19 protein-coding genes are annotated in these 24,738 nt (G+C 50.6%); 1 reads left to right on the top strand and 18 read right to left on the bottom strand.

Features of this window, described 5'->3' with window-relative positions:
* Nucleotides 1-402: 402 nt before the first annotated feature.
* The 5 genes from EDC14_RS25445 to EDC14_RS25465 all read right to left on the bottom strand — a co-directional run bounded on the left by EDC14_RS25445 (nucleotide 403) and on the right by EDC14_RS25465 (nucleotide 5,489).
* Nucleotides 403-1,161, bottom strand: coding sequence for a glycerophosphodiester phosphodiesterase (locus EDC14_RS25445; RefSeq protein WP_132017860.1), 759 nt, complete (start codon nucleotides 1,159-1,161; stop codon nucleotides 403-405).
* Nucleotides 1,162-1,258: 97 nt separating this feature from the next.
* Entirely contained in the window at nucleotides 1,259-2,107 is an 849-nt protein-coding gene (locus EDC14_RS25450; RefSeq protein WP_132017863.1) for a carbohydrate ABC transporter permease, read from the bottom strand.
* A 28-nt stretch (nucleotides 2,108-2,135) separates the two neighbouring features.
* A complete protein-coding gene (locus EDC14_RS25455; RefSeq protein ID WP_132017866.1) occupies nucleotides 2,136-3,020 on the bottom strand; it encodes a carbohydrate ABC transporter permease in 885 nt (294 codons plus the stop codon).
* Between the two features lie 237 nt (nucleotides 3,021-3,257).
* Entirely contained in the window at nucleotides 3,258-4,520 is a 1,263-nt protein-coding gene (locus tag EDC14_RS25460) for an ABC transporter substrate-binding protein (protein ID WP_132017869.1), read from the bottom strand.
* Nucleotides 4,521-4,619: 99 nt separating this feature from the next.
* Nucleotides 4,620-5,489: a DeoR/GlpR family DNA-binding transcription regulator gene (locus EDC14_RS25465; protein ID WP_132017872.1), complete on the bottom strand. Its 870-nt coding sequence runs from the start codon at nucleotides 5,487-5,489 to the stop codon at nucleotides 4,620-4,622.
* Between the two features lie 285 nt (nucleotides 5,490-5,774).
* Here EDC14_RS25465 and ymfI point away from each other — a divergent pair, with 285 nt between their 5' ends.
* Entirely contained in the window at nucleotides 5,775-6,509 is a 735-nt protein-coding gene (ymfI, locus tag EDC14_RS25470; RefSeq protein ID WP_132017875.1) for an elongation factor P 5-aminopentanone reductase, read from the top strand.
* A gap of 155 nt (nucleotides 6,510-6,664) precedes the next feature.
* On the opposite strand, the gene purE is transcribed toward ymfI, so the two are convergent.
* From purE to EDC14_RS27120, 13 genes are all read right to left on the bottom strand, one after another.
* Complete coding sequence (gene purE, locus EDC14_RS25475; protein WP_132017878.1) at nucleotides 6,665-7,192, bottom strand: 5-(carboxyamino)imidazole ribonucleotide mutase; 528 nt, start codon at nucleotides 7,190-7,192, stop codon at nucleotides 6,665-6,667.
* Nucleotides 7,193-7,276: 84 nt separating this feature from the next.
* The gene (locus EDC14_RS25480; RefSeq protein ID WP_132017881.1) at nucleotides 7,277-8,200 is read right to left on the bottom strand and encodes a dihydroorotate dehydrogenase; all 924 of its coding nucleotides are present in this window, start codon (nucleotides 8,198-8,200) and stop codon (nucleotides 7,277-7,279) included.
* Entirely contained in the window at nucleotides 8,197-8,952 is a 756-nt protein-coding gene (locus tag EDC14_RS25485) for a dihydroorotate dehydrogenase electron transfer subunit (RefSeq protein ID WP_165908327.1), read from the bottom strand. The genes EDC14_RS25480 and EDC14_RS25485 overlap by 4 nt, the downstream gene beginning before the upstream one ends.
* A 42-nt stretch (nucleotides 8,953-8,994) precedes the next feature.
* Nucleotides 8,995-12,225, bottom strand: coding sequence for a carbamoyl-phosphate synthase large subunit (gene carB / locus EDC14_RS25490; protein ID WP_132017887.1), 3,231 nt, complete (start codon nucleotides 12,223-12,225; stop codon nucleotides 8,995-8,997).
* An 81-nt stretch (nucleotides 12,226-12,306) separates the two neighbouring features.
* Nucleotides 12,307-13,374 (bottom strand): glutamine-hydrolyzing carbamoyl-phosphate synthase small subunit, encoded by a 1,068-nt coding sequence (gene carA, locus EDC14_RS25495; RefSeq protein ID WP_132017890.1) that lies wholly within the window; start codon nucleotides 13,372-13,374, stop codon nucleotides 12,307-12,309.
* Between the two features lie 95 nt (nucleotides 13,375-13,469).
* The gene (locus EDC14_RS25500; RefSeq protein WP_132017892.1) at nucleotides 13,470-14,759 is read right to left on the bottom strand and encodes a dihydroorotase; all 1,290 of its coding nucleotides are present in this window, start codon (nucleotides 14,757-14,759) and stop codon (nucleotides 13,470-13,472) included.
* Nucleotides 14,743-15,684, bottom strand: coding sequence for an aspartate carbamoyltransferase catalytic subunit (locus EDC14_RS25505; RefSeq protein ID WP_132017895.1), 942 nt, complete (start codon nucleotides 15,682-15,684; stop codon nucleotides 14,743-14,745). The genes EDC14_RS25500 and EDC14_RS25505 overlap by 17 nt, the downstream gene beginning before the upstream one ends.
* A gap of 128 nt (nucleotides 15,685-15,812) precedes the next feature.
* Complete coding sequence (pyrR, locus tag EDC14_RS25510; RefSeq protein ID WP_132017898.1) at nucleotides 15,813-16,376, bottom strand: bifunctional pyr operon transcriptional regulator/uracil phosphoribosyltransferase PyrR; 564 nt, start codon at nucleotides 16,374-16,376, stop codon at nucleotides 15,813-15,815.
* Between the two features lie 1,529 nt (nucleotides 16,377-17,905).
* Nucleotides 17,906-18,631: an RNA polymerase sporulation sigma factor SigK gene (gene sigK / locus EDC14_RS25515; protein WP_132017901.1), complete on the bottom strand. Its 726-nt coding sequence runs from the start codon at nucleotides 18,629-18,631 to the stop codon at nucleotides 17,906-17,908.
* A gap of 75 nt (nucleotides 18,632-18,706) precedes the next feature.
* Nucleotides 18,707-20,335, bottom strand: coding sequence for a peptidoglycan D,D-transpeptidase FtsI family protein (locus tag EDC14_RS25520; protein ID WP_132017904.1), 1,629 nt, complete (start codon nucleotides 20,333-20,335; stop codon nucleotides 18,707-18,709).
* Nucleotides 20,336-20,445: 110 nt separating this feature from the next.
* Nucleotides 20,446-21,568, bottom strand: a protein-coding gene (gene prfB / locus EDC14_RS25525; protein ID WP_243663119.1) for a peptide chain release factor 2 whose coding sequence is annotated in 2 segments (ribosomal slippage) — nucleotides 20,446-21,492 and nucleotides 21,494-21,568 — 1,122 coding nt in all. Because the reading frame shifts where the segments join, the coding sequence is not laid out codon by codon here.
* Nucleotides 21,569-21,666: 98 nt separating this feature from the next.
* A complete protein-coding gene (gene secA / locus EDC14_RS25530) occupies nucleotides 21,667-24,309 on the bottom strand; it encodes a preprotein translocase subunit SecA (RefSeq protein WP_132017911.1) in 2,643 nt (880 codons plus the stop codon).
* Between the two features lie 248 nt (nucleotides 24,310-24,557).
* Nucleotides 24,558-24,738: hypothetical protein (locus EDC14_RS27120; protein ID WP_207930797.1), on the bottom strand; the 181-nt coding region annotated here is incomplete at its 5' end.

Raw genomic sequence — 24,738 nt, forward strand, 5'->3', positions numbered from 1 at the left:
TTGTTTCGTTAGAAGCCCGAAATCCTGCTGTCTAAACGTTGATTAAGTGCTCCATGGGCTCCTTTTTCGTTGCCGTTTGTATTTTCTAAGTAGTGAGCTCGCTCAGTCACTCGGCAAGCTCTTTTTGTGGATAAGCGAGCTGGTTTTGTGAATGGGAGAGCTTGCTCAGTCGTTCAGCAAGCTCTTTTTGTGGATAAGCGACCTATTTTTGTGGATAAATAGATCCGTTTAACGTGGTTAATGATTTTGGCTGTGGATAAGTCGGGAAAAATGCGGCGAAAACCTGGTGCAGTCAGAGGTCGAGCGGAGCGAAGTGGATACTCAGTAAACTTAAAAATCCATTTTCTATAAATTGACCCGTGCGCACCTTGGGGTTCAATCGCTAACTTCAGAAGGTATTCTTTATCCATGGTCTAACGTTAAACGCTTCCAGGCTTCCCGAATGAGATCGGGGTAATCGGAGCAGATGCCGTCAACACCGCCAGTGATCAATCGGGCCATTTCGGTTTCGGACTGAGTGGTCGCTCCGACTAAAACTTGGTGAGCGTGGGCCCTGGCTATCTCATGAGATTGAACTTGGATTCCTCCGGCTGGGCAAGGATGAATTACCTCCGCCCTAGCTATTAAAGCATCCAACCATGGCTCAACGGGAGCTCCGATATATAAGATCCCCGTTTTTAACTGTGGCGCGACTTTTTTAAAGTTGCGAACGATGGAATGGTCGAACGAGATGATCTCCACCTGCTCCGCCATGTCATGCTCAAAAATCTTTTCCACCGCAAGTGCGATATTTTGCTCGGTCCAATCGGGCGCGGCTTTGATCTCCACCAAAGCAGCCGCCCGGCCGTGAATCAGATCCAAGACCTCTTCAAATAGAGGAATTCTGGCGCCGGAATATTCCTCGGCGAACCAAGCGCCCGCGTCGAGCCTTCTGAGTTCTTGATATGAAAAGTCGCTGACCCGGCCTTGACCGTCGGTGGTCCGGTTGACGGTTTCATCGTGAATCACCACAATCTCGCGGTCGGCTGTGAACCGCAGATCAAATTCCACCATGGTAGCACCCAGTTCTAAGGCTTTTAAAAAGGATGGGACGGTGTTTTCCGGCGCATAGCCTTTGGCTCCCCTGTGCCCGATGATCTCAAAACGACTGTATAAAGCCATCCTCCATTCCTCCTCGTTGTTTATGAAATATGTTAAACCGTTGGGATAAACTATGGCCGAAAGCAGAGAGTCATCACGAAGGCTCCGAAAGGCAATCTTATCCTTTCAAACCTTCGGTGGCGATTCCCCGGATAAAATATTTCTGTCCGATGATGAACACCACCAGGGAAGGGATGAGAGCGATGGTCGTGGCGGCCATCAGATAGTGCCACATGATACCCGTATCCTCCGGAACCCGGAAACGGGCCAGTCCGACGGTGATCGGCCGGATTTGATCGCTATTGGTCACAATTAACGGCCAAAAGTAATTGTTATAATGATGAATAAAGTTAAAAACCATAAAAGTCACAATGGCCGGTTTGCTCAAAGGCACCATCACCTGACGCAGGATCCCCAGATGATTGCAGCCGTCTATGGCAGCAGCGTCCGCCAGATCCTGCGGAACTTTCATGAAAGCTTGACGGACCAGAAAAATGCCGAAGGGACTGGTCAGCATGGGAACGATTAACGCATAATACGTATCAATCCATTTGAAAGCGGATAGGATCATGTAAATGGGTATCACCCTGACTTCCAGGCTCACCATCATGATGGCCAGGATGGACATAAACAGAAAGTTTTTTCCAAAAAATTGAAAACGGGCAAAAGCGTATGCCGCTAAAACCACGGTAAAAAACTGACCGGCAATGATCGTGGTCGTAATAAACAGGCTGTTCAGCAAATAGCGGGTGAACGGAGCCGCCCGCCAGGCATCGGCATAATTATGCCATTGCATTTTCGCCGGAATCCAAATGATCGGGTATTTGCATACCTCGTCCAGGGTTTTTAAAGAACCCGATACCATCCAAAAAAACGGCAGCGCAAAGAGGATTGCGCCAGCGATCATCGCGACATGTCTGAAAATTACGCCCAGAAAACTCGGCCAACTATTCGCAATCCTGCTCATTTTCACACCTTTGTACCTCTTTTACTCTTTAATAATGGACCCATTTGTCTGATAACTTAAATTGAGCAAAAGTAAAAATCATTAATATGCCGAGGACAATCATGGCCACGGCAGAGGCGCTTCCTGCCTTAAACGCAACAAAGGCTCTTTCGTAAAGATAATAAACCAATAGATTGGTACGATTGGCAGGACCGCCTCCGGTCATTACGGCGACCAAATCAAACTGGCTGAATGAATCGATGACCGATACAATCAGAACAAATAAGGTGGTCGGCGAGAGCATCGGCAAGGTCACCCGCAAAAATTGCCGCCAAGGGTTGGCGCCATCCATTGCCGAGGCTTCATAGAGTTCCCGGGGAATATTTTGTAGTCCGGCCAAATAAAGCAGGCAGAAATATCCGGCACCCTTCCAAACCGATATGAAAACAATGGCGGGCAAGGCCCACCGGGTACTGGCCAGCCAACTGATTCCGCCCAGGCCCAGCAGTTCCAAGAACCAATTGAGCATCCCGTAATCCGGTTCCAAAATATACATCCATAAAATTGCCACATTGACGGTTGGAATGACCCATGGCGAAAAGAACAAGGCGCGGAAAAATTTCTTTCCGAGCACCGGCCCGTTGAGCAGCATGGCTAATGCCAGAGCAAAAAGCATAGTTAGCGGAACATTTAAAACTGTAAAGTAGCAAGTATTGGCAAGCACTTTCAAAAAATCGCCGGAAAGCAACAGATCCAGATAATTTCCCAGGCCGACAAAGACTTTGGCATTGATAAAATTCCATTGGACCAAGCTAGTGGCAAAACTATCGATGATCGGGATTAAGCCAAATACAATGATAAAAAACATGGCCGGAAAGATCATCCCATACGGCAAGAGCCGCTTCCCATAGTCGTTCTGCGACAATACCATCATCCTCCAAGTCCCTATCCTTCAAAATGCAACAACATTAAAAGCCATGTGATAAAGTCTTTCGAAACGGAAGTCAGCTTGCAAAAAGATTTAAAACGACTTTATCACTTGCTTTTCTGAGCTTTTGTGTTCACCCTGACCTTCGGGCAGGGTTTATCACAACGCTTTTAATTGGATCCATAAGTCGAAATAAAATTTTTTGGGATACCTTGAATCAAGGTATCCCCCGTATCGATTGGTTTATTTCTTCAGTTTTTGGGCTGCTTCTTTCAGCACACCGGATGCCGGAGTGTCACTGATGATAATCTCCTGCATGGCGCTTTCAAAATTTTTAATGACATCCAGGAAGTTTTCGGAGGATGGGATGGAATGGGCATATTTCAACTGGTCGACAGCCACTTTATAATTGGGTTTTTCTCGGTAGAACTTTTTCATCTCCGGTAATTCCAGCGCCGCTTTATTCACCGGCATATAGCCGGTCTCCCGGCTCCATGTTGCTTGGACTGCCGGACTCACGAAATAGGAGATAACCTCCCAAGCGGCGTCTTTCTTATCCTTTGAAGCTTTTTCAGCCACGAACAAACTGCCCCCGCCGTTCGGAACCGTATTGCGATGGCCTTCAAACCGTGGCACAAACGTCGCGCCGAAATTAGCGGTAATTTTCGCTAAATCCCCGCTGGAACCGATGTACATCGCCACTCGACCTTGGTTAAAATCCTGAATGGTTCGGTCCCAAGCTCCGAAAACAGCACCGGCATTAATCTTAGCGACCCGGTAGGTATTTACCATATCCGACAAGAAATCCAGACAAAAGGCCACTTTCTGTGAGTTGAACAGGACTTGTTGCGTGGCGGAATCGGCGATCTCTCCGCCGTATGACCAGATCATTGGAGCAACTAGCCACCAATGGATAATAGGGCTATATCCATAGGTCAGAACGCGACCGTTTTTATTTTTCTTGGTAAGCTTTTTGCTGTATTCAAGTAATTTCTCCCAGGTAGCAGGAGGACTATTGGGGTTCAAGCCCGCTTTGACAAAACAATCTTTATTATAATATAGAAGCGGAGTGCTTCGATTGAAAGGAATTGCCAAGAATTTATTCTGGTGCTTGCTGTCCGCCAGTAAGCCATCCAGAAAAGTGTCGGGATTCACTTTAGGGTCTTTATCAACATAACTGCTGAGATCGGCCAGCGCCCCGGTGGGTCCGAAAACTCCCGTTCCTTCAATCGGCAACTGAATGAGGGTTGGCGGATTCCCCGCGGCGATGGCAGCCATGAATTTTTCCTGAAGCAGATAATAGTTTCCTTGGAATTGCAGCTCGACATTTACCTTGGATTGCGATTTATTGAAATCATCGACCAACGACTGTAAGATATCCCCATTGCGGCCGCCCATGGCGTGCCAAAATTGAACGGTGACCGCCTTTTCCGCCGCATGAATTTGAAAAGTAAGGCCAATAACAGACAATAAAGCGATCCATAAAATGATCCGATACTTTTTCATCGAACATGTCTCCTTTACAATTTTTTCAAAGACAGTTAAACTCTGATTCCACCTCCTTTTGCAGCGAATCTTTCATAAGGATTGGTCAACCAACGCCTCTCACTTGGACAGATCGACTTGGATGACTTCCGTGCCATACTGCTCCAGTCGTTCTTTCGCATTTTGGTCAAGATTGGAATCAGTAATCACAACATCAATCTTTTCCAACAAAGTCACGAAGGCGTGGGAAAATTTGCCGATCTTAGTGGAGTCACAGACTACAATCTTCTGTTCGCTCGATTCAAGCATCAATTTTTTAATCTGGGCCAGATAAAAATTGCCGTCGGTAATGCCGAAGTCCAAGTGGAGTCCGGTGACGCCAATGATCGCCCGATGGGCTTTGAACTGGGCCAGATTATGCTCAGCCAGCGGCCCGGTTAATTGCAGATGGCTCTTTGACAGATTGCCACCGATTAAAACGATCTCCATGCCCGGTTTGCTAGCCAGCTCAACCGAGATCGGAATGGAATCGGTAATCACTACGACATCGGTTACATCCTGAATGGACCGAGCTACCTGGAAAGTGGTTGTCCCATTGGCCATCATGATGATTTCTTTGGAATGGATTCGTTTCGCACACTCGATTCCTATTTTCTCTTTTGCGCTTTGGCAGTCTTTCATTCGAGCATGAAAAGACGCCGGAGTTACAGCTTGGGCGGTAGATACAGCCCCGCCATGAGTTCTTCGCAACTCACCGCTTCTCTCCAGTTCTTGCAGATCTTTACGGACTGTAACTTGTGAAACATTCAATACCAAACTAAGTTGCGCGACGGTTATTTCCTGTTCCTTATCGAGTAGCGACTTGATCCTTTGTTTCCTTTCCGATGCGGCCGTCATCCCCAACATTCCCCCCATCTTTCTCTGATTGACTGGCCAATCTTTACTGTCTTTAATGTAATCGATATGCATTATCAAATTTCGTATTTTCATTTAAGCTTCATTTAAATATCGGATAAGTTTCATTTGCTTTCTTTTTTATTACGTTTCATCGCTTTTTTAGGTCATAAAATACTGAAAAAGAAAGTGAAACGCAAAATTTCGCGAATATCTCCCAATAAAAAAACCGCCGAAAAAGACGGTGTGCTTCAAATTTCTATTTAGCGTGTTTTTGGGAAAAAGCAGGGAAATGATGAAAGTTGGACGAATAAACTTACCATAAATTCCAAGATATATCGGCTGGCAATCTGTCAATCATGGTAGTAAGGGGGATTTCGCTTGACGAAGACGGTTATCATTACCGGGGCTTCACGGGGAATTGGCCGGGCGACGGCCGAGTTGTTTGCGGCACACGATTACAATGTGGTCATCAATTATCAGTATTCCAAAGCCGAAGCGGAGCAAGTCCGGGAGCAGTTGTGCCAGCGAGGGCGCTCTGCGGAGTTATTCCGGGCCGACGTCTCTATCCGTAGTGAAGCCGTGGCGCTGGTTGATTATTGTCAGTGCCGCTTTGGCCGAGTCGATATCCTCGTCAACAACGCCGGCGTGGCCCAGTCGAAATTGTTCATCGATCTCACCGACCAGGATTGGGATAGGATGCTCAATATCAACCTCAAAGGGGTCTTCCATTGCTGCCAGGCCGCTTTGCAGTATATGTTGCCCCGGAAGGCGGGCAAGATCATCAATATCAGCTCGATCTGGGGCATTACCGGCGCCGCTTGCGAGGTCCATTATTCGGCCGCCAAGGCCGGAGTGATCGGCCTGACCAAAGCCCTCGCCAAGGAGTTGGGGCCCTCCAATATCCAGGTCAACTGCGTCGCGCCCGGGGTGATCCGTACCGATATGCTCGCCGATTATACTGATTCCGAGCTGAATGAGCTACGGGAAGCAACCCCGTTACAGCGTTTGGGATCCCCTGAGGACGTGGCGCAAACCGTGCTTTTCCTGGCTTCCGAGGCCGCCGATTTCATCACCGGACAGGTTATCAGCACCAACGGGGGCTTCGTGATCTAAAGCGGGCACCGCCTGATAGCGCCGCAAACCCGGCGACAGATTGCCGTATCCGGGGCTTTCCCCCATGAAACCAACGGGTTTCTCAATTGCCGGAGAAAAGGAAAAGCACTCCCGAATCGGGGTGCTCCTCAAACTGACGCTGATTCCTATCTAGTCTACGAACGCTTTTCCTCTTTTCGTTTCAAATACTCCGGATAGCCGATCTCTTCCAGCAATACCGCTTTATCATTGACTTCCTTGGCCAAACGTTTCTTAAAATCAATCATCTTCTGACGAAGGGTCGAATCCACGACGCTCAGAATCTGCACCGCCAGGATCCCGGCATTCTTAGCGCCATTGATGCCGACCGTGGCCACCGGAATGCCGCTCGGCATCTGAACGATGGAATACAGTGAATCCACTCCGTCCAGGGTATTGGTCTTGATCGGAACGCCGATCACCGGCAATGGCGTCATCGCCGCTAACACGCCGGGTAAATGCGCCGCGCCGCCCGCGCCCGCGATGATCACTTCCAGACCCCGTTCCGGGGCGGTGGAAGCGTATTCGATGGCCCGTTTCGGGGAACGGTGCGCCGAAATGATGGTCATTTCGTAATCCACCCCGAATTCATTCAGTACTTCGGCGGCCTGCTTCATCATCGGAAGATCGCTATCGCTGCCCATCACAATTCCCACTAATGGCATCTGTCCCACTCCTATCCTGACATTTCAAATACTATAAGTTGTCTGATTTTATCTACTGCCCTTTACCATTCAATTCCTTATCGGTCAACGAATCGCACGATGCGCCAGACCGATCAGGCTTTTTAGGTCCGTTCGCTGTTCGGCGAGAAACTCTTTGATCCCCGCAACCACCCGCGCCGGAGTCATCGGGTCGTGGAAGGTGCCCGTGCCGATAGCGACGGCCGAAGCCCCGGCCATCATGAACTCGATCGCATCGGCCGCCGTGGCGATTCCCCCGATTCCGATCAAAGGCAGGGAGACTTTCCGGTAGACCTGCCAGACCATTCGTAAAGCCACCGGCTTAATAGCCGGGCCCGATAGACCGCCCACCACATTGGCCAGGACCGGCCGGCCTTTTCGGATATCAATGGCCATCCCCAGCAACGTATTGATAAGGCTGAGGCAATCGGCACCCGCCTCCTCCACCCGCTGGGCAATGAGCGTCACATCGGTGACGTTCGGCGAAAGCTTTACAATCAAAGGTTTCCGGGTCGCCCGACGCACTTCCCGGGTAACCCGGTAGGCCGTCTCGGGATCAGTTCCGAAAGCCATGCCGCCTTCTTTCACATTCGGACAGGAAATATTCAATTCAAAACCGGAGATCTCCGAATAATCCGTCAATCGCTCGACGACCCCCACATAATCGGGGATAGTCTTTCCAACCACATTGACAATGACTGGGGTTTGAAAAGGCCGCAAAAACGGGATAGCCTCCCGGATGAACGCCTCAACCCCGGGATTTTGCAAACCGATGGCGTTCAACATTCCAGCGGGAGTTTCATAGACCCGGGGCGGCGGATTCCCCGGCCAAGGCTCCAGGGAGACTCCTTTGGTCACCACCGCTCCAAACGTATCCGGAGCGAAAAACGGCAGATATTCGCGGCCGTAACCGTAAGTTCCGGAAGCTGGCAACACCGGATTTCTTAGTGTCAACCCAGCCAGCCGGATTTCCAGCGAAGGTTCGTTCATTCCAAATCCACCTCATCCATGGCGAAAACCGGGCCATCCACACATACCCGGCGATAACCTGCCTTGTGTTTACAGACGCAACCCAGGCATGCCCCTACTCCGCAGGCCATATAGGACTCCAACGACAATTGCCCGGCGATCCCGCGCTCCAGCGCCACTTGGCGCACTGCTTTCAACATCGGAGTCGGACCGCAGGCCACCATAAAATCGTAATCTTTCTGGCGCAGTTGCGCCTCAAGAACGGCGGTAACCAGCCCCTTCCGGCCATAGCTTCCGTCTTCCGTGACGGAGTGGACCCGTATATCCGCCGCTTCCCACTGCTCCAGCACCAAGAGATCGCGCTGCGTCCGCCCGCCGTAAAAGAGCTCCACCCGAAGCCCCGGCCGAGCGCGCCGCAACTCCTCCGCCAGGCAGAAAAGGGGCGGCATGCCGACCCCGCCGGCGACCAGAGCCAAGCTTTGCGCCGCATCGGGGATGGCAAAACCATTGCCAAGGGGTCCCCAGATCTTCATCAACATTCCGCGCTGCTTCGCCGCCAATTGCGCGGTACCTCGCCCGACTGCTTTAAAAATCATGCTGACGCTTCCGCCATTCCGGTCGATCCGGTAGAGGCTGATGGGACGAGCCAGCAACGGATCGAGGCTGCCGTCATCTCCGGCCCGGACCTGGATGAACTGCCCCGGTCTGGCCTCAGCGGCTAAGCCCGGCGCCAGTAGGTCCAGGCGATAATATCCCGGGGCTAAGATTTTCATTTCTTGAACTAATGCTTCCTGCTGAATCATGATGCCCCCGTCTCAAATGACTTGGCGATAGCGGTAATCCCGAAAATCTTGAATCGGAATCGCCGAATCCGGTTCCCATCCTTCTTCCAACGCCAGCAATACATGCAGAAAAGCAGTGACCGTATCCAAAGACGTCAGACAAGGAATATTATGTTCCACTGAGGCCCGGCGAATTTTAAAGCCATCCCGTTCGGGCGCTTTCCCGCGGGTGATCGTATTGACCAGCAGCTGCACCTCGCCACGTTTGATGGCGTCGAGAATGTTCGGCGACTCCTCATCGATCTTATTCAACTTCGTGACCGGAACGCCGCGCACCCGCAGATAAGCGGCGGTACCCATCGTCGCCAGGATGCGGAAGCCCCTTTCGGAGAGTCTTTTGAGCAATGGCAGCGCTTCGGCTTTATCCCGGTCCGACAAGGTGGCCAGTATCGTGCCACCCCGGGGCAGATTGTAACCGGCTGCGACAAATGCCTTATACAGAGCCCCGGCATAAGTCCGGTCAACTCCCATCACTTCCCCGGTGGATTTCATCTCCGGACCCAACGAAATATCGACTTGGGTTAGTTTCGAAAAGGAGAAAACGGGCGCTTTCACCGCAATCAGCTTGGGCTCCGGCCACATGCCCCCGGCATAACCTTGGTCATGCAACGTTTGATGGAGAATCGCCCGGGTGGCTACTTGGACCATGGGGATTCCGGTAATCTTGCTCATAAACGGCACCGTCCGGCTCGACCGGGGATTAACCTCGATACAATACACCTCGTCGTCAGAGAGGACGAACTGAATATTAATCAATCCGACCACTTTTAAAGCCTTCGCCAATCGCAAAGTGTAGCTTAAAATCTTTTCCTTCTCGCCCATGCTCAGATGTTGGCTGGGATAGATGGCAATGGAATCTCCGGAGTGGACTCCGGCCCGTTCCAGATGCTCCATAATCCCCGGTATCAACACGTTCTCTCCGTCACAGATGGCGTCGACCTCACATTCCCGGCCCGAGACATAGCGATCGACCAGGACCGGGTGTTCGGGAGCGGCTTTCACGGCAGAGGTCAAGTAATTGCGAAGCTCGTCGAAGTTATAGACGATCTCCATCGCCCGTCCGCCCAAGACGTAAGAAGGCCGTACCAATACCGGAAAACCAATCTCCTTGGCCACTTCCAGCGCTTCCTCCATCGAAACGACCGTTCGCCCCGCCGGCTTGGGAATCCCTAGATCCAGCAACAACTTGTCGAACCGTTTACGATCCTCCGCCAAGTCAATGGAATCAACGGAGGTTCCGAGGATCCGAATTCCCGCCTGTTCCAGCTTGGCAGCGAGATTGATGGCGGTCTGCCCGCCAAACTGCACAATGACGCCCTCCGGTTGTTCCAACTCCAAGATATGCAGCACGTCTTCCACGGTTAACGGCTCAAAATACAACCGGTCGCCGGTGTCAAAGTCCGTGCTGACCGTCTCCGGATTATTGTTGATGATAATCGCTTCGATGCCGGCATCTTTCAACGCCCATACCGAATGGACGCTACAATAATCAAATTCGATACCCTGGCCGATCCGGATCGGTCCGGACCCGATGACGGCAATCTTGCGTTTCCCAGTGGGAACGGCTTCGTTTTCCCGTTCGTAGCAGGAATAAAAGTACGGCGTAGCCGCCTCGAATTCTGCCGCGCAAGTATCCACCATTTTATAGACCGGGCGCAACTTGTGTTCATAGCGGAACTGACGAACCTCTTCCTCCCGGGATCCAGTGAGCCTGGCAATTTCGCGGTCGGAGAAGCCCAAGCGCTTGGCCGCGGTCAAAACTTCCGGATCGCGGTAGCCGACGGCGCTCAACTGCTTCTCGGTATTAACGATATTCAATAGCTTTTGCAGGAAGAACCGATCCACTTGCGTGCGCCCGTTTAAATCGTCGATGGAATAACCGCGCCGTAAGCATTCGACGAGGAAGAAAAGGCGCCGGTCGTCCGCTGCGACGATAGCGTGCTCCAGTTCTTCGCGGCTCAACTCCGCCGCTCCCGGCAATGCCAAACCGTACTGGCCAATCTCCAGGGAGCGAATCGCCTTCAATAGAGCGGGTTCCAGTGAGCGGTCAATTGCCATAACCTCGCCGGTCGCCTTCATTTGAGTGTTGAGCGTACGGTCGGCTAGGTTGAACTTGTCAAACGGCCAGCGGGGTATCTTCATCACTACATAGTCCAAGGCCGGTTCGAACGAGGCGTAGGTCTTGCCGGTGACGGCATTTTTAATCTCGTCGAGATGGAGCCCGATGGCAATCTTCGCGGCGACCTTGGCGATGGGGTAGCCGGTGGCTTTGGAAGCCAAGGCGCTCGACCGGCTGACCCGCGGGTTGACCTCAATGACATAATACTGGAAGCTGTGCGGATCGAGCGCATACTGGACGTTACAGCCGCCCTCGATTCCCAGCGCGCGAATGATCTTCAGCGACGCCGCCCGGAGCATTTGATACTCCCGGTCGGCCAATGTTTGGCTGGGTGCCACCACGATGCTGTCCCCAGTATGAATCCCCACCGGGTCGAGGTTCTCCATATTACATACCGTAATACAACTATTGTTGGCATCCCGCATTACTTCGTATTCGATCTCTTTAAACCCGGCCACTGACTGCTCCAGCAACACTTGCGTGATGGGACTCAACGTCAAGCCGCGGACCACAATCTCCTCCAGCTCGGTCCGGTCATGGGCGATCCCGCCGCCGGTCCCGCCCATGGTATAGGCGGGCCGGATAATCAGCGGATACCCCACCTTGGCTGCAAAAATTAATGCCTCTTCCAGCTTTGAAATAATGGCGCTTTCCGGAATCGGTTCGCCGATTTCCAGCATCGTCTGTTTAAAAAGCTGGCGATCTTCCGCTTTCTTAATCGCCGTCAAAGGGGTTCCCAACAGCCGGACTTTAAACTCATCCAAAATACCGGCTTCCGCCAGCTTAACCGCCATATTCAAACCGACTTGCCCGCCCAGCGTGGGCAATAAGCCGTCGGGACGTTCCTTCGCAATGATTTGGCGCAACGAATCCACCGTCAGCGGTTCGATATACACGCGATCGGCCATATTGGAGTCGGTCATGATCGTGGCCGGATTCGAATTCACCAGCACAACCGAGAGCCCTTCTTCCTTTAAGGAACGGCAGGCTTGAGTACCGGCATAATCGAACTCAGCCGCCTGACCGATGATAATCGGGCCTGAACCGATAACCATTACTTTCTTGAGAGATTGATCCAAAGGCATGGTTTCACCCACTTGAAAAATATTCGTATTCAACCGTCGATAGCGAATCGACCCAAGGTTTGCTTCTCGAAAAATGAATAATTATAAATAGGAAACGAATTCGTCGAATAAATATTCAGAATCGGTCGGTCCGGGCGCCGCTTCCGGATGATATTGCACCGAGAAGATCGGCAGCTTGCGGTGGCGCAGACCTTCCACCGTACCGTCATTGACATTGATATGCGACACAATGGTCTCCGTCGGGTCGAGGGAATCGGCGCGGACCGCGAAACCGTGGTTCTGCGAAGTAATGGTGACCTTTCCGGTCAGCAAATTCTTGACCGGATGATTCCCGCCGCGATGTCCGAATTTCAATTTGTAGGTATCACCGCCCAGTGCCAAACCGATGATCTGGTGTCCCAGGCAAATTCCGAAAATCGGCAGTCTGCCTTGGAGTTCTTGGACCATTGTAACGGCGTACGGCACATCCTTGGGATCGCCGGGGCCGTTGGAAAGCATGACTCCGTTGGGTTTCATGCTCAAAATCTCTGTGCTGCGAGTATCACATGGCACCACCGTAACCCGGCAGCCATGCGCGGCCAGACGGCGAACGATGTTGCCTTTGGCGCCGAAATCCACCAGCACCACGTGCTTATCTCCTTCGCCCTCGCTATAGATTTGGTCGGTGGTAACGCCCTTGATAAAATCCTGCCCGGAAAGATCGGGGATTGCCGCCACCCGCTCCAAGAGCGCAGCCTCGGAATCATCGGCGGTGGTAATTAGACCTCGCATCGTCCCTTTGCTCCGCAATGTCTTGGTCAGCGAACGGGTATCGATTCCGGCGATACCGGGGATATCGTACTGTTTTAAAAAGGCGTCCAGGGTCAGCTCCGCCCGCCAATTACTCGGTTCCGGGCAATATTCCTTGACGATAAAGCCTCGGGCGTGCGGCCGCCGGGACTCAAAATCAAAGGGATTAATACCGTAATTTCCTATCAACGGATACGTCATGGTTACGATCTGGCCGCTGTAGGAGGGGTCGGTCAAGATCTCTTGATAGCCGGTCATTCCGGTGTTAAAAACCACTTCACCGCCGATCTCCCGAGCCGCTCCAAACGATTGTCCGGTATAGATGCTACCGTCTTCCAGTACCAAGCGAGCCTGTTTCATAGGCCAACCTCCACATTCAATCGAACTTGCCTTCCAAACTGTTCTGACATTCTGTCGCATTTATTGTAACATAAATATACATTATATTAAAATATTTATTCAACGAATTTTTGCCCGTCATACTTTAAAATTCCGTTAACCCAAACCGTTTCAACTCTCGCCTTTAATTTCCTGCCGATGAAAGGAGAATTTTTAGATTTCGATGCAATTTCTTCCGGCTTGACCACCCATTCCCACTCGGGGTCGACGATGATAAGGTCCGCCAGATCGCCGGGCTGCAGCCGGCCGGCGGGCAAGTTCAAGAGCCGGGCCGGGTTGACAGACAGCTTTTCGACTAATTGTTCCTTGGTCAGCCAACCTCCCAGCACCAATTCGGTCCAAGCGACGCTGAACGCCGTCTCCAAGCCGATCATCCCGGTGGGAGCCAGCGCGAACTCACGATGTTTTTCTTCCAAAGAGTGCGGCGCATGATCCGTGGCGATGACCTGGATTGTTCCATCTTGCAAACCCCGGCGGAGCGCTTCTCGGTGCTCCTCGCTCCGCAGTGGCGGGCTGACTCGGAAGGCGGTATCATAATTCTCCAGGGCTTGGTCGGTCAGGGTGAAATGATGCGGCGTCGCCTCGCCGCTGACGTTCAATCCGCGCCGCTTCGCCTCGGCCAACATTCCCACGCCTTTGGCAGTGCTGAGATGACAGAAATGAACCTTGCCGCCGGTATATTCGGCGATGAGTAGGTCACGGGCAATCATCACATCCTCGGCGAGGGCTGGAATTCCGGGTAGGCCCAGCACTGTTGACCAATAGCCTTCATGCATCACCCCGGCATCGGCCAGTTTCGGCTCCTCCTCGTGAAGCAACAGCGGCCGGTCGAACAAGGCTGCATACTCCAGCGCCGACCGAAGCACCGCCGGATTGGTCAACGTCTTGCCGTCATCCGAGAATGCGACCGCTCCGGCCTCGGCCATTTCGCCCATTTCCGCCAGTTCTTCACCCTTCAGGCCCTTGGTAATGGCGCCGATGGGATAAACCTTGGCCCAACCATTCTGACGCGCCTTGCTTAAAACGTATTCAATGACGACTGCGCCATCGGCCACCGGATTGGTATTCGCCATGCACGCCACGGCGGTAAATCCGCCTTTGACCGCCGCCCGGGTGCCGCTGGCGATGGTCTCTTCATCTTCGCGGCCGGGCTCCCGCAGATGACAATGCATATCGATCAGGCCCGGAAGCACCATTTTTCCTTCGGCTTGGATGATTACGGCATCCTCGACCGGCAACTCCTGTCCGACCGCGACCACTTGGCCCGCATCCAACAGCAGATCGCCGACTCCGGAGTACTCGCCCGCTGGATTGACAATCTCCCCGCCCTTAATGCAATATTTCATCTTTGTTGCCTCCTCCGGTTAACAGATATAAAAGCGCCATCCGGACCGCCACTCCGTTGGTGACCTGCTCGGTGATGACTGATTGATCGTGGACCGATACTTCTTCGCTGATCTCTACTCCGAGATTGGCCGGCCCGGGATGCATCACTAATAAATCGGGGCGGGCCTGTCTCAATCGGGATAAGTTGACTCCGAATAATTTGGAATACTCGCGCAATGTCGGAAAGTAAGCTTTGGTCTGCCGTTCCAGCTGAATCCGGAGAATATTGACCACGTCCGCGTCGCGTAATGCCTTGTCCAAATCCGTCTCGATGGTCACGCCAAATTCACCGATTCCTTTGGGAATCAAGGTCGGGGGGGCGACCACCGTAACCTTCGCGCCGAGCTTGGTCAAACCGTAAATATTGGACTTAGCTACCCGGCTATGCAGGATGTCTCCGACGATGACGACATTCAAACCGGCGATCCGGCCTTTCTTTTCCCGAATCGAATAGAGGTCCAGCAATCCTTGGGTGGGATGCTCATGCGCTCCATCTCCCGCGTTGATAACGTGAGCCGCTACCGAATCCGCAAGCAACCTGGGAGTACCGCCCAACGAGTGCCGGATGATGATTAAATCGACTCCCATCGCTTCCAGAGTTCTGGCAGTGTCCACAAAGCTCTCTCCCTTGGCCACGCTGCTAGAGGAGACTGTCAGGTTGACCAGGTCGGCGCTCATCCATTTGCCGGCAATCTCAAAGGAAGTCCGGGTCCGGGTACTCGGTTCGAAAAAGAGGGTTACAACCGTTTTGCCGCGCAAGGTCGGGACTTTTTTCAAATCCCGGCTAAAAATGTCCTTGCAGGCGGTGGCCGTGTCCAGAATCAGTTGAATCTGTTCGGCATTCAGTTCACGCAATCCCAATAGATCCTTGGGGAGTTTTGCCATTCCTTTTTCACTCCATTACTGATTAGATTCGTTTTTCCACTGCATTCCGGAGGATATAAAAAAATCCTCCGGCAAGGGGAGGATGAAACGCCTTTCGGGTCCTCCCTTCACCGTCTCGCGGGGCGGTTTTAAAGGGATTCGTCAGGTGGCGCGTCGTTTTCGGAAATTACCACACAATCTTCGCCATCGCTCTCTTTGAGCTTTACGTGAACTACTTCTCTGGTGGAAGTCGGTACGTTTTTGCCTACATAATCGGCTCGAATGGGTAGTTCCCGGTGACCCCGGTCAATCAGGACTCCCAACTGAATGCAAGATGCCCTGCCAAGATCCATTAATGCGTCGAGCGCCGCTCGGACGGTCCGGCCAGTGAATAAGACATCATCAATGAGAATAATCTTTTTATTATTGATCTTCACCGGAATCTCCGTCCGGTGCAATACCGGCTGGGATGAGATGAGCGACAAGTCGTCCCGGTAAAATGTGATATCCAACATGCCTACCGGAAGCGATACTCCCTCATGCTCCCGAATGAATTCCGCCAACCGGTTGGCCAACGGCACTCCCCGGGTGCGTATTCCCACCAGAATCAGGTCATCCGTTCCTTTATTGCGTTCCGTAATTTCATGCGAGAGGCGATACAGAGCGCGACGAATATTCTCTTCGTCCATTACCTGGGCTTTTATTTTTAACATGAGCGAGCCTCCTGACATTAAAAAACCTTCTTACGCAAGGCATAAGAAGGTTGATCGACAACTCAACATCAAAACCCCTTCCTAGCCTCACGGGACTAGCCTTAAAAGGTTTATCCTGATTTATTATAGATTAACAGAGCGGGCTCTTCCTGTCAATCGTTTCTTCAGACGATCCAGTAAACTTTTTATTACAAGGGCTAACTTGGTAAATGATTTTGATGATTATCAAGTTCGCTTCGCTTACTCCCGGATGGGATTGAGGGATAAATTATGCCGTCGAGTGATCCATCATGGCGGGCTCTCTACCGGATTCCTCGAGAATTGACCTTCACCCTCACAGATCCGTATGTACCCAATTGAGGCATGATTTGACGGTTTACTAGTAATTCTCGGCTTATCCACAGCCAAAATCATTAATCAGACTCAAGGATTTCATTTATCCACGGAAATAGATCATTTATTCACAAAAAGAGCTTGTTGAGCGATTGAAAGAGCTCTTTGATCCATAAAAAGTGATTAATGATTTACAAAACGATCTCTTTCAGCTCCTCAACAAGCTCACAACAGATTCATGATCATGTCAAAAAAGCTAAGATGTCGAACCATGTATATAGAAGTATAAGAAAATTGACTATCAAATTAATTCCGCAAAACAGGAGCAGTGAGATTTTGATGAGTAATCGTAACGGTAAGGCTGGAAGTCGATCATCAATAAAATATCACGAGGGCTGCCATAGACAGTCCTCATTCTGCATCGTATGTTATTTTAGCCAGGGCGGAATGATATCGTCATCATTGCCAATCGCATAAAAAAGAAAACCACTCAAGTGAGTGGCCTTAATAAATATAAATCTACGACCTAAAAACTAAGACTTGCAACTACGAAAGGAAGCCGGCATTTCCTTTACGCAGGGTGAGCGTTCTCTTGTCCGCCGACGTCTGCGTCAAGAAAAGCACTCCATCGCCCCTATCTCATAACCCGTACCAATAGGAACTATCCTTAGTATAATCTTTCTTTATCAAACAAGCAAAATCATTCTGAGTCCAAATCCGTCGAAATATTCCCTTGGGATCAATTTATTTCCAAAAAAGACGAAAAAAGAGACTTGCAGTAACCTTTTCTCCGGCTACCGCACTCGTTCCACGATACCTGTAACCTTTCAGCTACAAATACTCGTTACTCGTACTACGATAGCCTTTGACCGACTGCCATTGAAACTTGAAATCGGCTTGCAATCTCCCGATTATCAACGAACCAATTGCGCTTCAATAACAATCTGGGCTCAATTGCCATTCATGAGTTTTTTGACTCGAACAATCGCCTCGAACCAGATATCCCATTCACGGCAATCTGCTAAGAATGATATGAATCCGAGTCACATTTAGATCCATACCAATCTGTTAACGGCTCTTCAGAACTATAAACGAGCCGTTAACATTCTGAACCTCGGTCGCTGCAAATCTCCTCTATTATCATTGGCCTTTTCAAGGCCGATTATTCTTAGAAATATTATTAACCCCCAAGTAAATCAATGTTTATTTCCCTCGCTCCCATTGGGCACATTCATGTCGGAGTAAAGTTTACGCAATGCTTTCTTTTCGATGCGGGATACATACGACCGCGATATTCCCAAGAATTTGGATATTTCGCGCTGGGTTTTATTGATTCCGTCAATTAACCCATAACGCAGTTCAATGACTTTCTTTTCCCGTTTGGATAATTTATTTAGCCTTTCTTTCAGCTTTTCCTCCTCAAGCAATGTTTCGACTTGCTCTGGGACTACCTCCGAACCAGTATCCAGAATATCCAGCAGAGTAATCTCATTGCCTTCCTTATCGGAACCGATCGGATCGGAAAGCAAGATATCGTTCTTATTCTTTTTAATGGTCCGTAAGTGCATCAAAATCTCATTCTCGATGCAACGCGCCGCATACGTAGCCAATCGCGTATTGCGGTTCCTTTTGAAGGTAGCGATTCCTTTAATTAAACCAATCGTACCGATAGAGATCAGGTCATCGGTATCTTCGCCGGTACAATCGAATTTCTTGACAATGTGCGCGACGAGCCGAAGATTCCGTTCGATTAAGATATTTCTAGCTTCTTCATCTCCACTCTCCAAGCGGGCTAGCAAAACGCTTTCTTCTTCTTCGGTTAAAGGAAGTGGGAAAACATTATTGTTGGAGATATAGCCTAAAAGATAGAAGAAGCCAGCTACAACCATTCCGACCGCTGGCCCGAAGATGGGTACTTCCATCGAAACATGCCACCTCCACTGGATTTACCGGAATTATTCCGTTATAAATCCTATGTGAAAATGGCATCTTTAGTGCTAGTCTCTTATTTTGGTAACTTTCTCCATTATTTCCCTGAAGATCGGAGCAGCGGCTTTTCCGCCAGCCCCTCCTTGCTCGCAAAATACCACTGTTACATAACGCGGTTTAGAATAGGGTGCAAATCCTGCAAACCAGGCATTATCAGTGGCGTAGCCATCCTCGCCGGTTTGAGCGGTTCCGGTTTTTCCAGCCGCTTCACCGCCATATAGAGCTGCTTCTTTACCGGTGCCGAAGTCAACCACGGCCTTCATCATTCGCCGAATAATGGCGGTGGTCTCCGGTTTTAAGACGCGAACCGGCGGTTGAGGCTCCAACCATTTGATCTCCGAGTTTTCCCCGTCTTTCGTTCCCAATACCAGGCGAGGAATATTTCGAATTCCGCCGTTGGCAATGGTCTGAACCAGGGAAGCCACTTGCAGGGGAGTCGTCATTACTCCCTGTTGACCCAAAGCCATATTGGCTTGTTCGCCCGGAGACATTCCTAAGCCGCTCGGCAATTCACCCCACGCCTCATCCTTCAAGCCGATATTGCAAGGTTGCGCCAATCCGAGCCGGTCACCATATTGAAGAATGATTTCGGGCCCGAGGCGAAGGGCAATTTCAATAAAGATCGGGTTATAAGAGTAAGCCAAAGCTTCGGTTAATGAAAGCCGGCCAACATCCCCGGTTGGAAAATGCCAGCGGGCCATATCAGGGTAGGAATATGCCGTAAAGACTTCGTTTGGGTTCAATAATCCGCCGTCTATCCCGGCGCAGAGTGTGACTAACTTAAAAATCGAACCGGGGTTATAAGCCGCAATTGCCCGGTTCAGGAACGGGTTATTGGGATCGCTCAAACTTTCTTGAAGATTCGCGAAATTAACCATAGGGCGGCTGGCCATCGCCAATATCTGACCCGAATTGACATCCAGAACGACGATCGCTCCTTTTAATCTTTCGCGATCCATCACCGCTTCCGCAATTCGCTGAATTCGCTCATCTAAAGTTAGAATGACACCCGATTCGCTACTTGATTTTCGGAGGTTGCGGATACCCAGCCCTTGAAAAGGATGATGTTTTCCGTCGACAAACGCGACCAGAGAAGCCGTGCTCCGAGAGGCGGTTAAAAATGAATCATAAAGAGACTCCAGACCGGAAACACCTTTGCCGTCTCGAACGCTTCCCAAGGCATGCCAAGCCAGCTTTGTAGCTTGCGGAGCCGCGGGATTGGCGATAATCTGCCACTCCTGAGACTTGAACCGTTCCAAGGAACGAACCTGGCTCGCCTTTAAAGGCTTTGGATAAACCCAACGACCCGCATGCCGTTGACGCTCTCTTTCGGTCTGAAAATCGGGACCGAAGATCGCCGCCAATCTCTCGGCCATGGCGTCCCTTAACGGATTCTGGATCATGATATACCAAGCGCGATCGGCTCCCCGCAAACTGCGCCCATTGCGGTCATAAAATGCGCCGCGCAAAGGATTAGTCAGTAAATACCGCGAACGTTGCTGGACGGTCAATTGAGAATAATGTCGATGCTCAACGACTTGAATACGGATCAATTGGATCAGTAAAATGAGTGAGGCACAAAAAACCAGTCCGATAATGAACAAAATTCGGCGATAGCTCTGTTCCAGAGGATCCATGGTAGCACCTTTCAGAATTGGGATGTTAACTCAAGCATCGGGGCTATTTTGCGCTCTCCACGGCTATCGCTACAAAAAACCCCGGTTCATAGTGTAACCGGGGTTGGCAATTATATGACATTTTGTATTTTGTTGAGATCGGATCGTAAATAGGCCTCTATGAACGGGTCAAGTTCGCCGTCCATCACCGCCTGGACATTCGCAGTCTCCACTTCGGTCCGGTGATCCTTTACCATGGTATACGGACAAAAGACATAGGAGCGAATCTGATTACCCCAGGCAATCTCGGAATACTCCCCTTTGATCTTGGCCATCTTCGCTTCTTGCTCCTCGCGGTAAAGTTCATAGAGTTTAGCGCGGAGCATCTGCATGGCCCGGTCGCGGTTTTGAAATTGCGAACGCTCATTTTGGCAAGCGACCACAATTCCCGTTGGGATATGCGTGATGCGAATGGCGGACTCTGTCTTATTGACATGCTGACCGCCGGCCCCACTGGAGCGGTAGGTATCGACCTTGAGGTCTTCCGGCCGAATCTCGACTTTGATGGTGTCGTCGATTTCCGGCACGATATCCACGGATGAAAACGAAGTATGACGCCGGCCCGACGCATCAAACGGTGAAATCCGGACCAACCGGTGTACGCCTTTTTCACCTTTCAAATAACCATAGGCATTCTCTCCGGATATATACAATGTCACACTTTTGACCCCTGCTTCATCACCGGGCAAAAGGTCCAAAAATTCCACTTTGTAGCCACGCCGTTCCGCCCACCGCACGTACATCCGGAGCAACATTTCCGCCCAATCCTGCGATTCGGTCCCGCCTGCTCCAGGATGAATTGTCAGATACACATTGAAACGATCGAATTCGCCGCCCAGCATGGTTGAAAGCTCCATTGCGGCGACGGCTTTTTCCAACTCCTCTATGCCGCCCGCGATTTCCGGAAACAAATCCTCTTCATCCTCGGCAACGGCCATCTCCAGAAGGCCCGTTAATTCCGCTTCCTGTCTTTCTTGGGTTTCAATTTTTTCGACATGATTCTTAAGATTGGTCAACTCCTGCAGAATTTTCTGCGCGGCATTCGGATCGTCCCAAAAATCCGGGGCCGAGGAGATCTCGCTTAACTCTGCAATCCGTTCTTGCTTTTGAGCTAAATCAAAGATACCCCCTGAGCTGGTGAATTCTTTCCTTCATATCGGACAGCCTGGCCCGTAGTTCGCTTACTTCGATCATGATTAACCACCCTGTCATAAAAATGTTGTCTTCTTTCCATCGCTTGAAGAAGCTTCGTCGATATTATACTATTACTGCTGAGTGGAATGCAAACCTTATTACCCGTTGGCCTGGCCGCAACATTTTTTATACTTTTTGCCGCTGCCGCACGGGCACGGATCATTCCTGCCAACTTTCTTACCGGTAACTCTTTGATGAACCGCCTGAGCGCCGTCCTCGTCCAGATTGGTGGAGATATTCCTCACTTTCGGGCGCTGGACCAGTCTTTCTTCGGAAACGACTTGGAATTTGGCTAATTCGCGGACGACTTCTTCGTTAATGGTATCGCGCATCTCTTTGAACATCTGATAAGCTTCAATTTTATAAGCAACCAGCGGATCATTCTGGGCATACGCCCGAAGGCCGATCCCTTCTTTCAAGCCATCCATCGCTTCCAGATGATCCATCCATTTCACGTCAATCGTCCGCAGCATCACGAAACGCTCGATCTCCCGTAAATGCTCGGCGCCGATCTCCGTCTCTTTCGCTTGATAGTACTCCATCGCCTTATCCAAAATGGCTTCCCGGAGTTCACTGTGGTTCAAACGATCAATATCGGAAAGTTCAATGGCTTGCGGCGGTAGAAACGTGCCGTAAACCGCCTGCAATAAACCTTCGAGATCCCATTCTTCAGGAATAATTTTTTCATTGGCGTAGACTTCCAGCAAGTGATCGGTCACGTCGCCGAACATACTGATCACTTTCTCATGAACATCCTCGCCGAGCAGCAACATTTTGCGCAACTCGTAGATGATCTCGCGCTGCTTATTCAGCACATCGTCATAATCCAGAACATGTTTCCGGATTTCAAAATTGCGGGCCTCCACCTTCCGCTGGGCAGCTTCGATTCTTTTGGCGATTGCCGAGTGCTCAATGGGCATATCTTCGGACCAGCCCAGTTTCTCCATCCAGCCGGAGATCATCTCGCCCCCGAAAAGACGCATCAGATCGTCTTCCATCGCCACGAAAAACCGGGATGAACCGGGGTCGCCCTGCCGTCCGGAACGGCCGCGCAGCTGGTTGTCGATACGGCGGCTTTCATGCCGCTCGGTACCGATGATATGCAGCCCACCCAGAGTCACCACTTTTTCATGATCTTCCCGGGTTGCCTGTTTTGCTTCGGACAAAGCCAACTGATACTCTTCCGGCGTAGCCTCCTGATATTCGATGCCACGGGAATGAAGTAAGTCTCGGGCCAGGAATTCGGTATTCCCTCCAAGCACAATATCGGTTCCACGGCCCGCCATATTGGTGGCGATGGTTACCGTCCCGGACCGGCCGGCCTGCGCAATAATCTCCGCTTCCTTCTCATGATATTTGGCGTTTAAGACTTGGTGGGGTATGCCGCGCCGTTTGAGCATATTGCTGAGCTCTTCGGATTTTTCAATCGAAATGGTGCCGACCAGAATCGGCCGGCCGGTCTGATGAATTTCGGCAATCTCGTCCACCACGGCGTTAAATTTGGATTTTTCGGTTTTATAAACTACATCCGGATGGTCGGCCCGCACCATGGGCACATTGGTCGGGATGACGATGACCGGCAAATTATAAATCTTCCGGAACTCGGCTTCTTCTGTTTCCGCAGTTCCGGTCATGCCTGCCAGCTTCTTATACATGCGGAAATAATTTTGGAAGGTGATCGTCGCCAAGGTCTGACTCTCGTTTTCGATCTTGACATTCTCCTTGGCCTCGATTGCCTGATGCAAACCCTCGCTGTAACGGCGCCCAAACATCAGGCGTCCGGTAAACTCGTCTACGATAATGACTTCGCCGTCCTTGACCACGTAATCTCGGTCCCGCTTCATCAGTTCCTTGGCGCGCAAAGCCTGGTTCAAGTGATGCACCAGATGGGTATTGGCGTCGTCATAAAGATTTTCAACGTGCAAAATCTGCTCGACTTTGGCGACACCTTCTTCGGTGACCGCCACGGTCCTGGCTTTCTCATCGATGGTATAATCCTCATCACGACGCAGTTTCGGGACAACCTGGGCGAATTTATAGTATAATTCGGTGGACTCCTCCGCTTGACCGGAGATAATCAACGGCGTCCGCGCCTCATCAATTAAAATACTGTCCACTTCATCGACGATAGCGTAATTCAACTCCCGTTGCACCATATCAGCCACGGTAAAAGCCATATTATCGCGAAGGTAATCGAAACCGAACTCATTGTTGGTTCCATAGGTAATGTCGGAATTATAGGCGATGCGCCGCTCATCGGAGTTCAAATGATGCAGGATGACGCCGACTGAAAGCCCTAAAAAACGGTAAACCTTCCCCATCCATTCGCTGTCCCGCTTGGCTAAGTAATCATTCACCGTAACGACGTGAACGCCCTTGCCACTCAAAGCATTTAAATAAACCGGCAAGGTGGCGACCAGCGTCTTTCCTTCACCGGTCTTCATTTCGGCTATCTTTCCTTCATGAAGCACCATACCGCCCATCAGCTGCACATCATAATGGCGTTGACCAAGCACCCGCCGGGCCGCTTCTCGCACCGTCGCAAAAGCCTCCGGAAGCAAATCGTCCAGCGTTTCCCCTTTGGCATACCGTTCCCGATACGCTATGGTTTTCGCCCGCAGCGCATTATCGTCCAACTGGGAAAACTGCGATTCCAGCGCGTTGATCTGCTCAACCTTCCGCTGCAACCTTTTTACCTCGCGCAGATTGGTATCCCATAATTCGGAAAGAAATTTCACCATTGCTCCACCTCATCATCAGACATTGCTTAAAATAACGTAAATCATTGGCAAGAGTGCCCAAAAAATTTTACCGTAATATTATACCATTTTGGAATTGGAAAAACAAATCAACAAAAGCTGGTCGGATCATTCTATATCGGATGATTCTATATCTATCGCACTCCATATTCGGAACAATTTCGCGACATCTTTTCCTCGCTGGATAAGATGAACTTATCTACCATTTATTTTTCTCACTATCGGATGCTTTACGCATCAATTCCATGTTTCTTTGAGAATCGCCGAATCGTTCCCCCTGACAGTTCCCTTCGTAAAAAAATAACCCGGTCTATGAGAGGCCACTGAAAAAGTCCATTAAATAAAAGAGCAGAATAAAAGCCTTGGAAATACTGTTCAACCGCAGTAATTTCAAGGCTTTTATGATATAAT

Origin of the sequence: Hydrogenispora ethanolica (assembly GCF_004340685.1) — a bacterium.
GTDB classification, from domain to species: Bacteria; Bacillota; UBA4882; order UBA8346; family UBA8346; genus Hydrogenispora; species Hydrogenispora ethanolica.

Bases quoted from the DNA above. Each gene is read 5' to 3' on its own strand.
- EDC14_RS25445 (WP_132017860.1), bottom strand. From the start codon at position 1,161: ATGGCTTTATACAGTCGTTTTGAGATCATCGGGCACAGGGGAGCCAAA.
- EDC14_RS25450 (WP_132017863.1), bottom strand. From the start codon at position 2,107: ATGAGCAGGATTGCGAATAGTTGGCCGAGTTTTCTGGGCGTAATTTTC.
- EDC14_RS25455 (WP_132017866.1), bottom strand. From the start codon at position 3,020: ATGATGGTATTGTCGCAGAACGACTATGGGAAGCGGCTCTTGCCGTAT.
- EDC14_RS25460 (WP_132017869.1), bottom strand. From the start codon at position 4,520: ATGAAAAAGTATCGGATCATTTTATGGATCGCTTTATTGTCTGTTATT.
- EDC14_RS25465 (WP_132017872.1), bottom strand. From the start codon at position 5,489: ATGAAAATACGAAATTTGATAATGCATATCGATTACATTAAAGACAGT.
- purE (WP_132017878.1), bottom strand. From the start codon at position 7,192: ATGCCATTAGTGGGAATTGTGATGGGCAGCGATAGCGATCTTCCGATG.
- EDC14_RS25480 (WP_132017881.1), bottom strand. From the start codon at position 8,200: ATGAACGAACCTTCGCTGGAAATCCGGCTGGCTGGGTTGACACTAAGA.
- EDC14_RS25485 (WP_165908327.1), bottom strand. From the start codon at position 8,952: ATGAAAATCTTAGCCCCGGGATATTATCGCCTGGACCTACTGGCGCCG.
- carB (WP_132017887.1), bottom strand. From the start codon at position 12,225: ATGCCTTTGGATCAATCTCTCAAGAAAGTAATGGTTATCGGTTCAGGC.
- carA (WP_132017890.1), bottom strand. From the start codon at position 13,374: ATGAAACAGGCTCGCTTGGTACTGGAAGACGGTAGCATCTATACCGGA.
- EDC14_RS25500 (WP_132017892.1), bottom strand. From the start codon at position 14,759: ATGAAATATTGCATTAAGGGCGGGGAGATTGTCAATCCAGCGGGCGAG.
- EDC14_RS25505 (WP_132017895.1), bottom strand. From the start codon at position 15,684: ATGGCAAAACTCCCCAAGGATCTATTGGGATTGCGTGAACTGAATGCC.
- pyrR (WP_132017898.1), bottom strand. From the start codon at position 16,376: ATGTTAAAAATAAAAGCCCAGGTAATGGACGAAGAGAATATTCGTCGC.
- sigK (WP_132017901.1), bottom strand. From the start codon at position 18,631: ATGGAAGTACCCATCTTCGGGCCAGCGGTCGGAATGGTTGTAGCTGGC.
- EDC14_RS25520 (WP_132017904.1), bottom strand. From the start codon at position 20,335: ATGGATCCTCTGGAACAGAGCTATCGCCGAATTTTGTTCATTATCGGA.
- secA (WP_132017911.1), bottom strand. From the start codon at position 24,309: ATGGTGAAATTTCTTTCCGAATTATGGGATACCAATCTGCGCGAGGTA.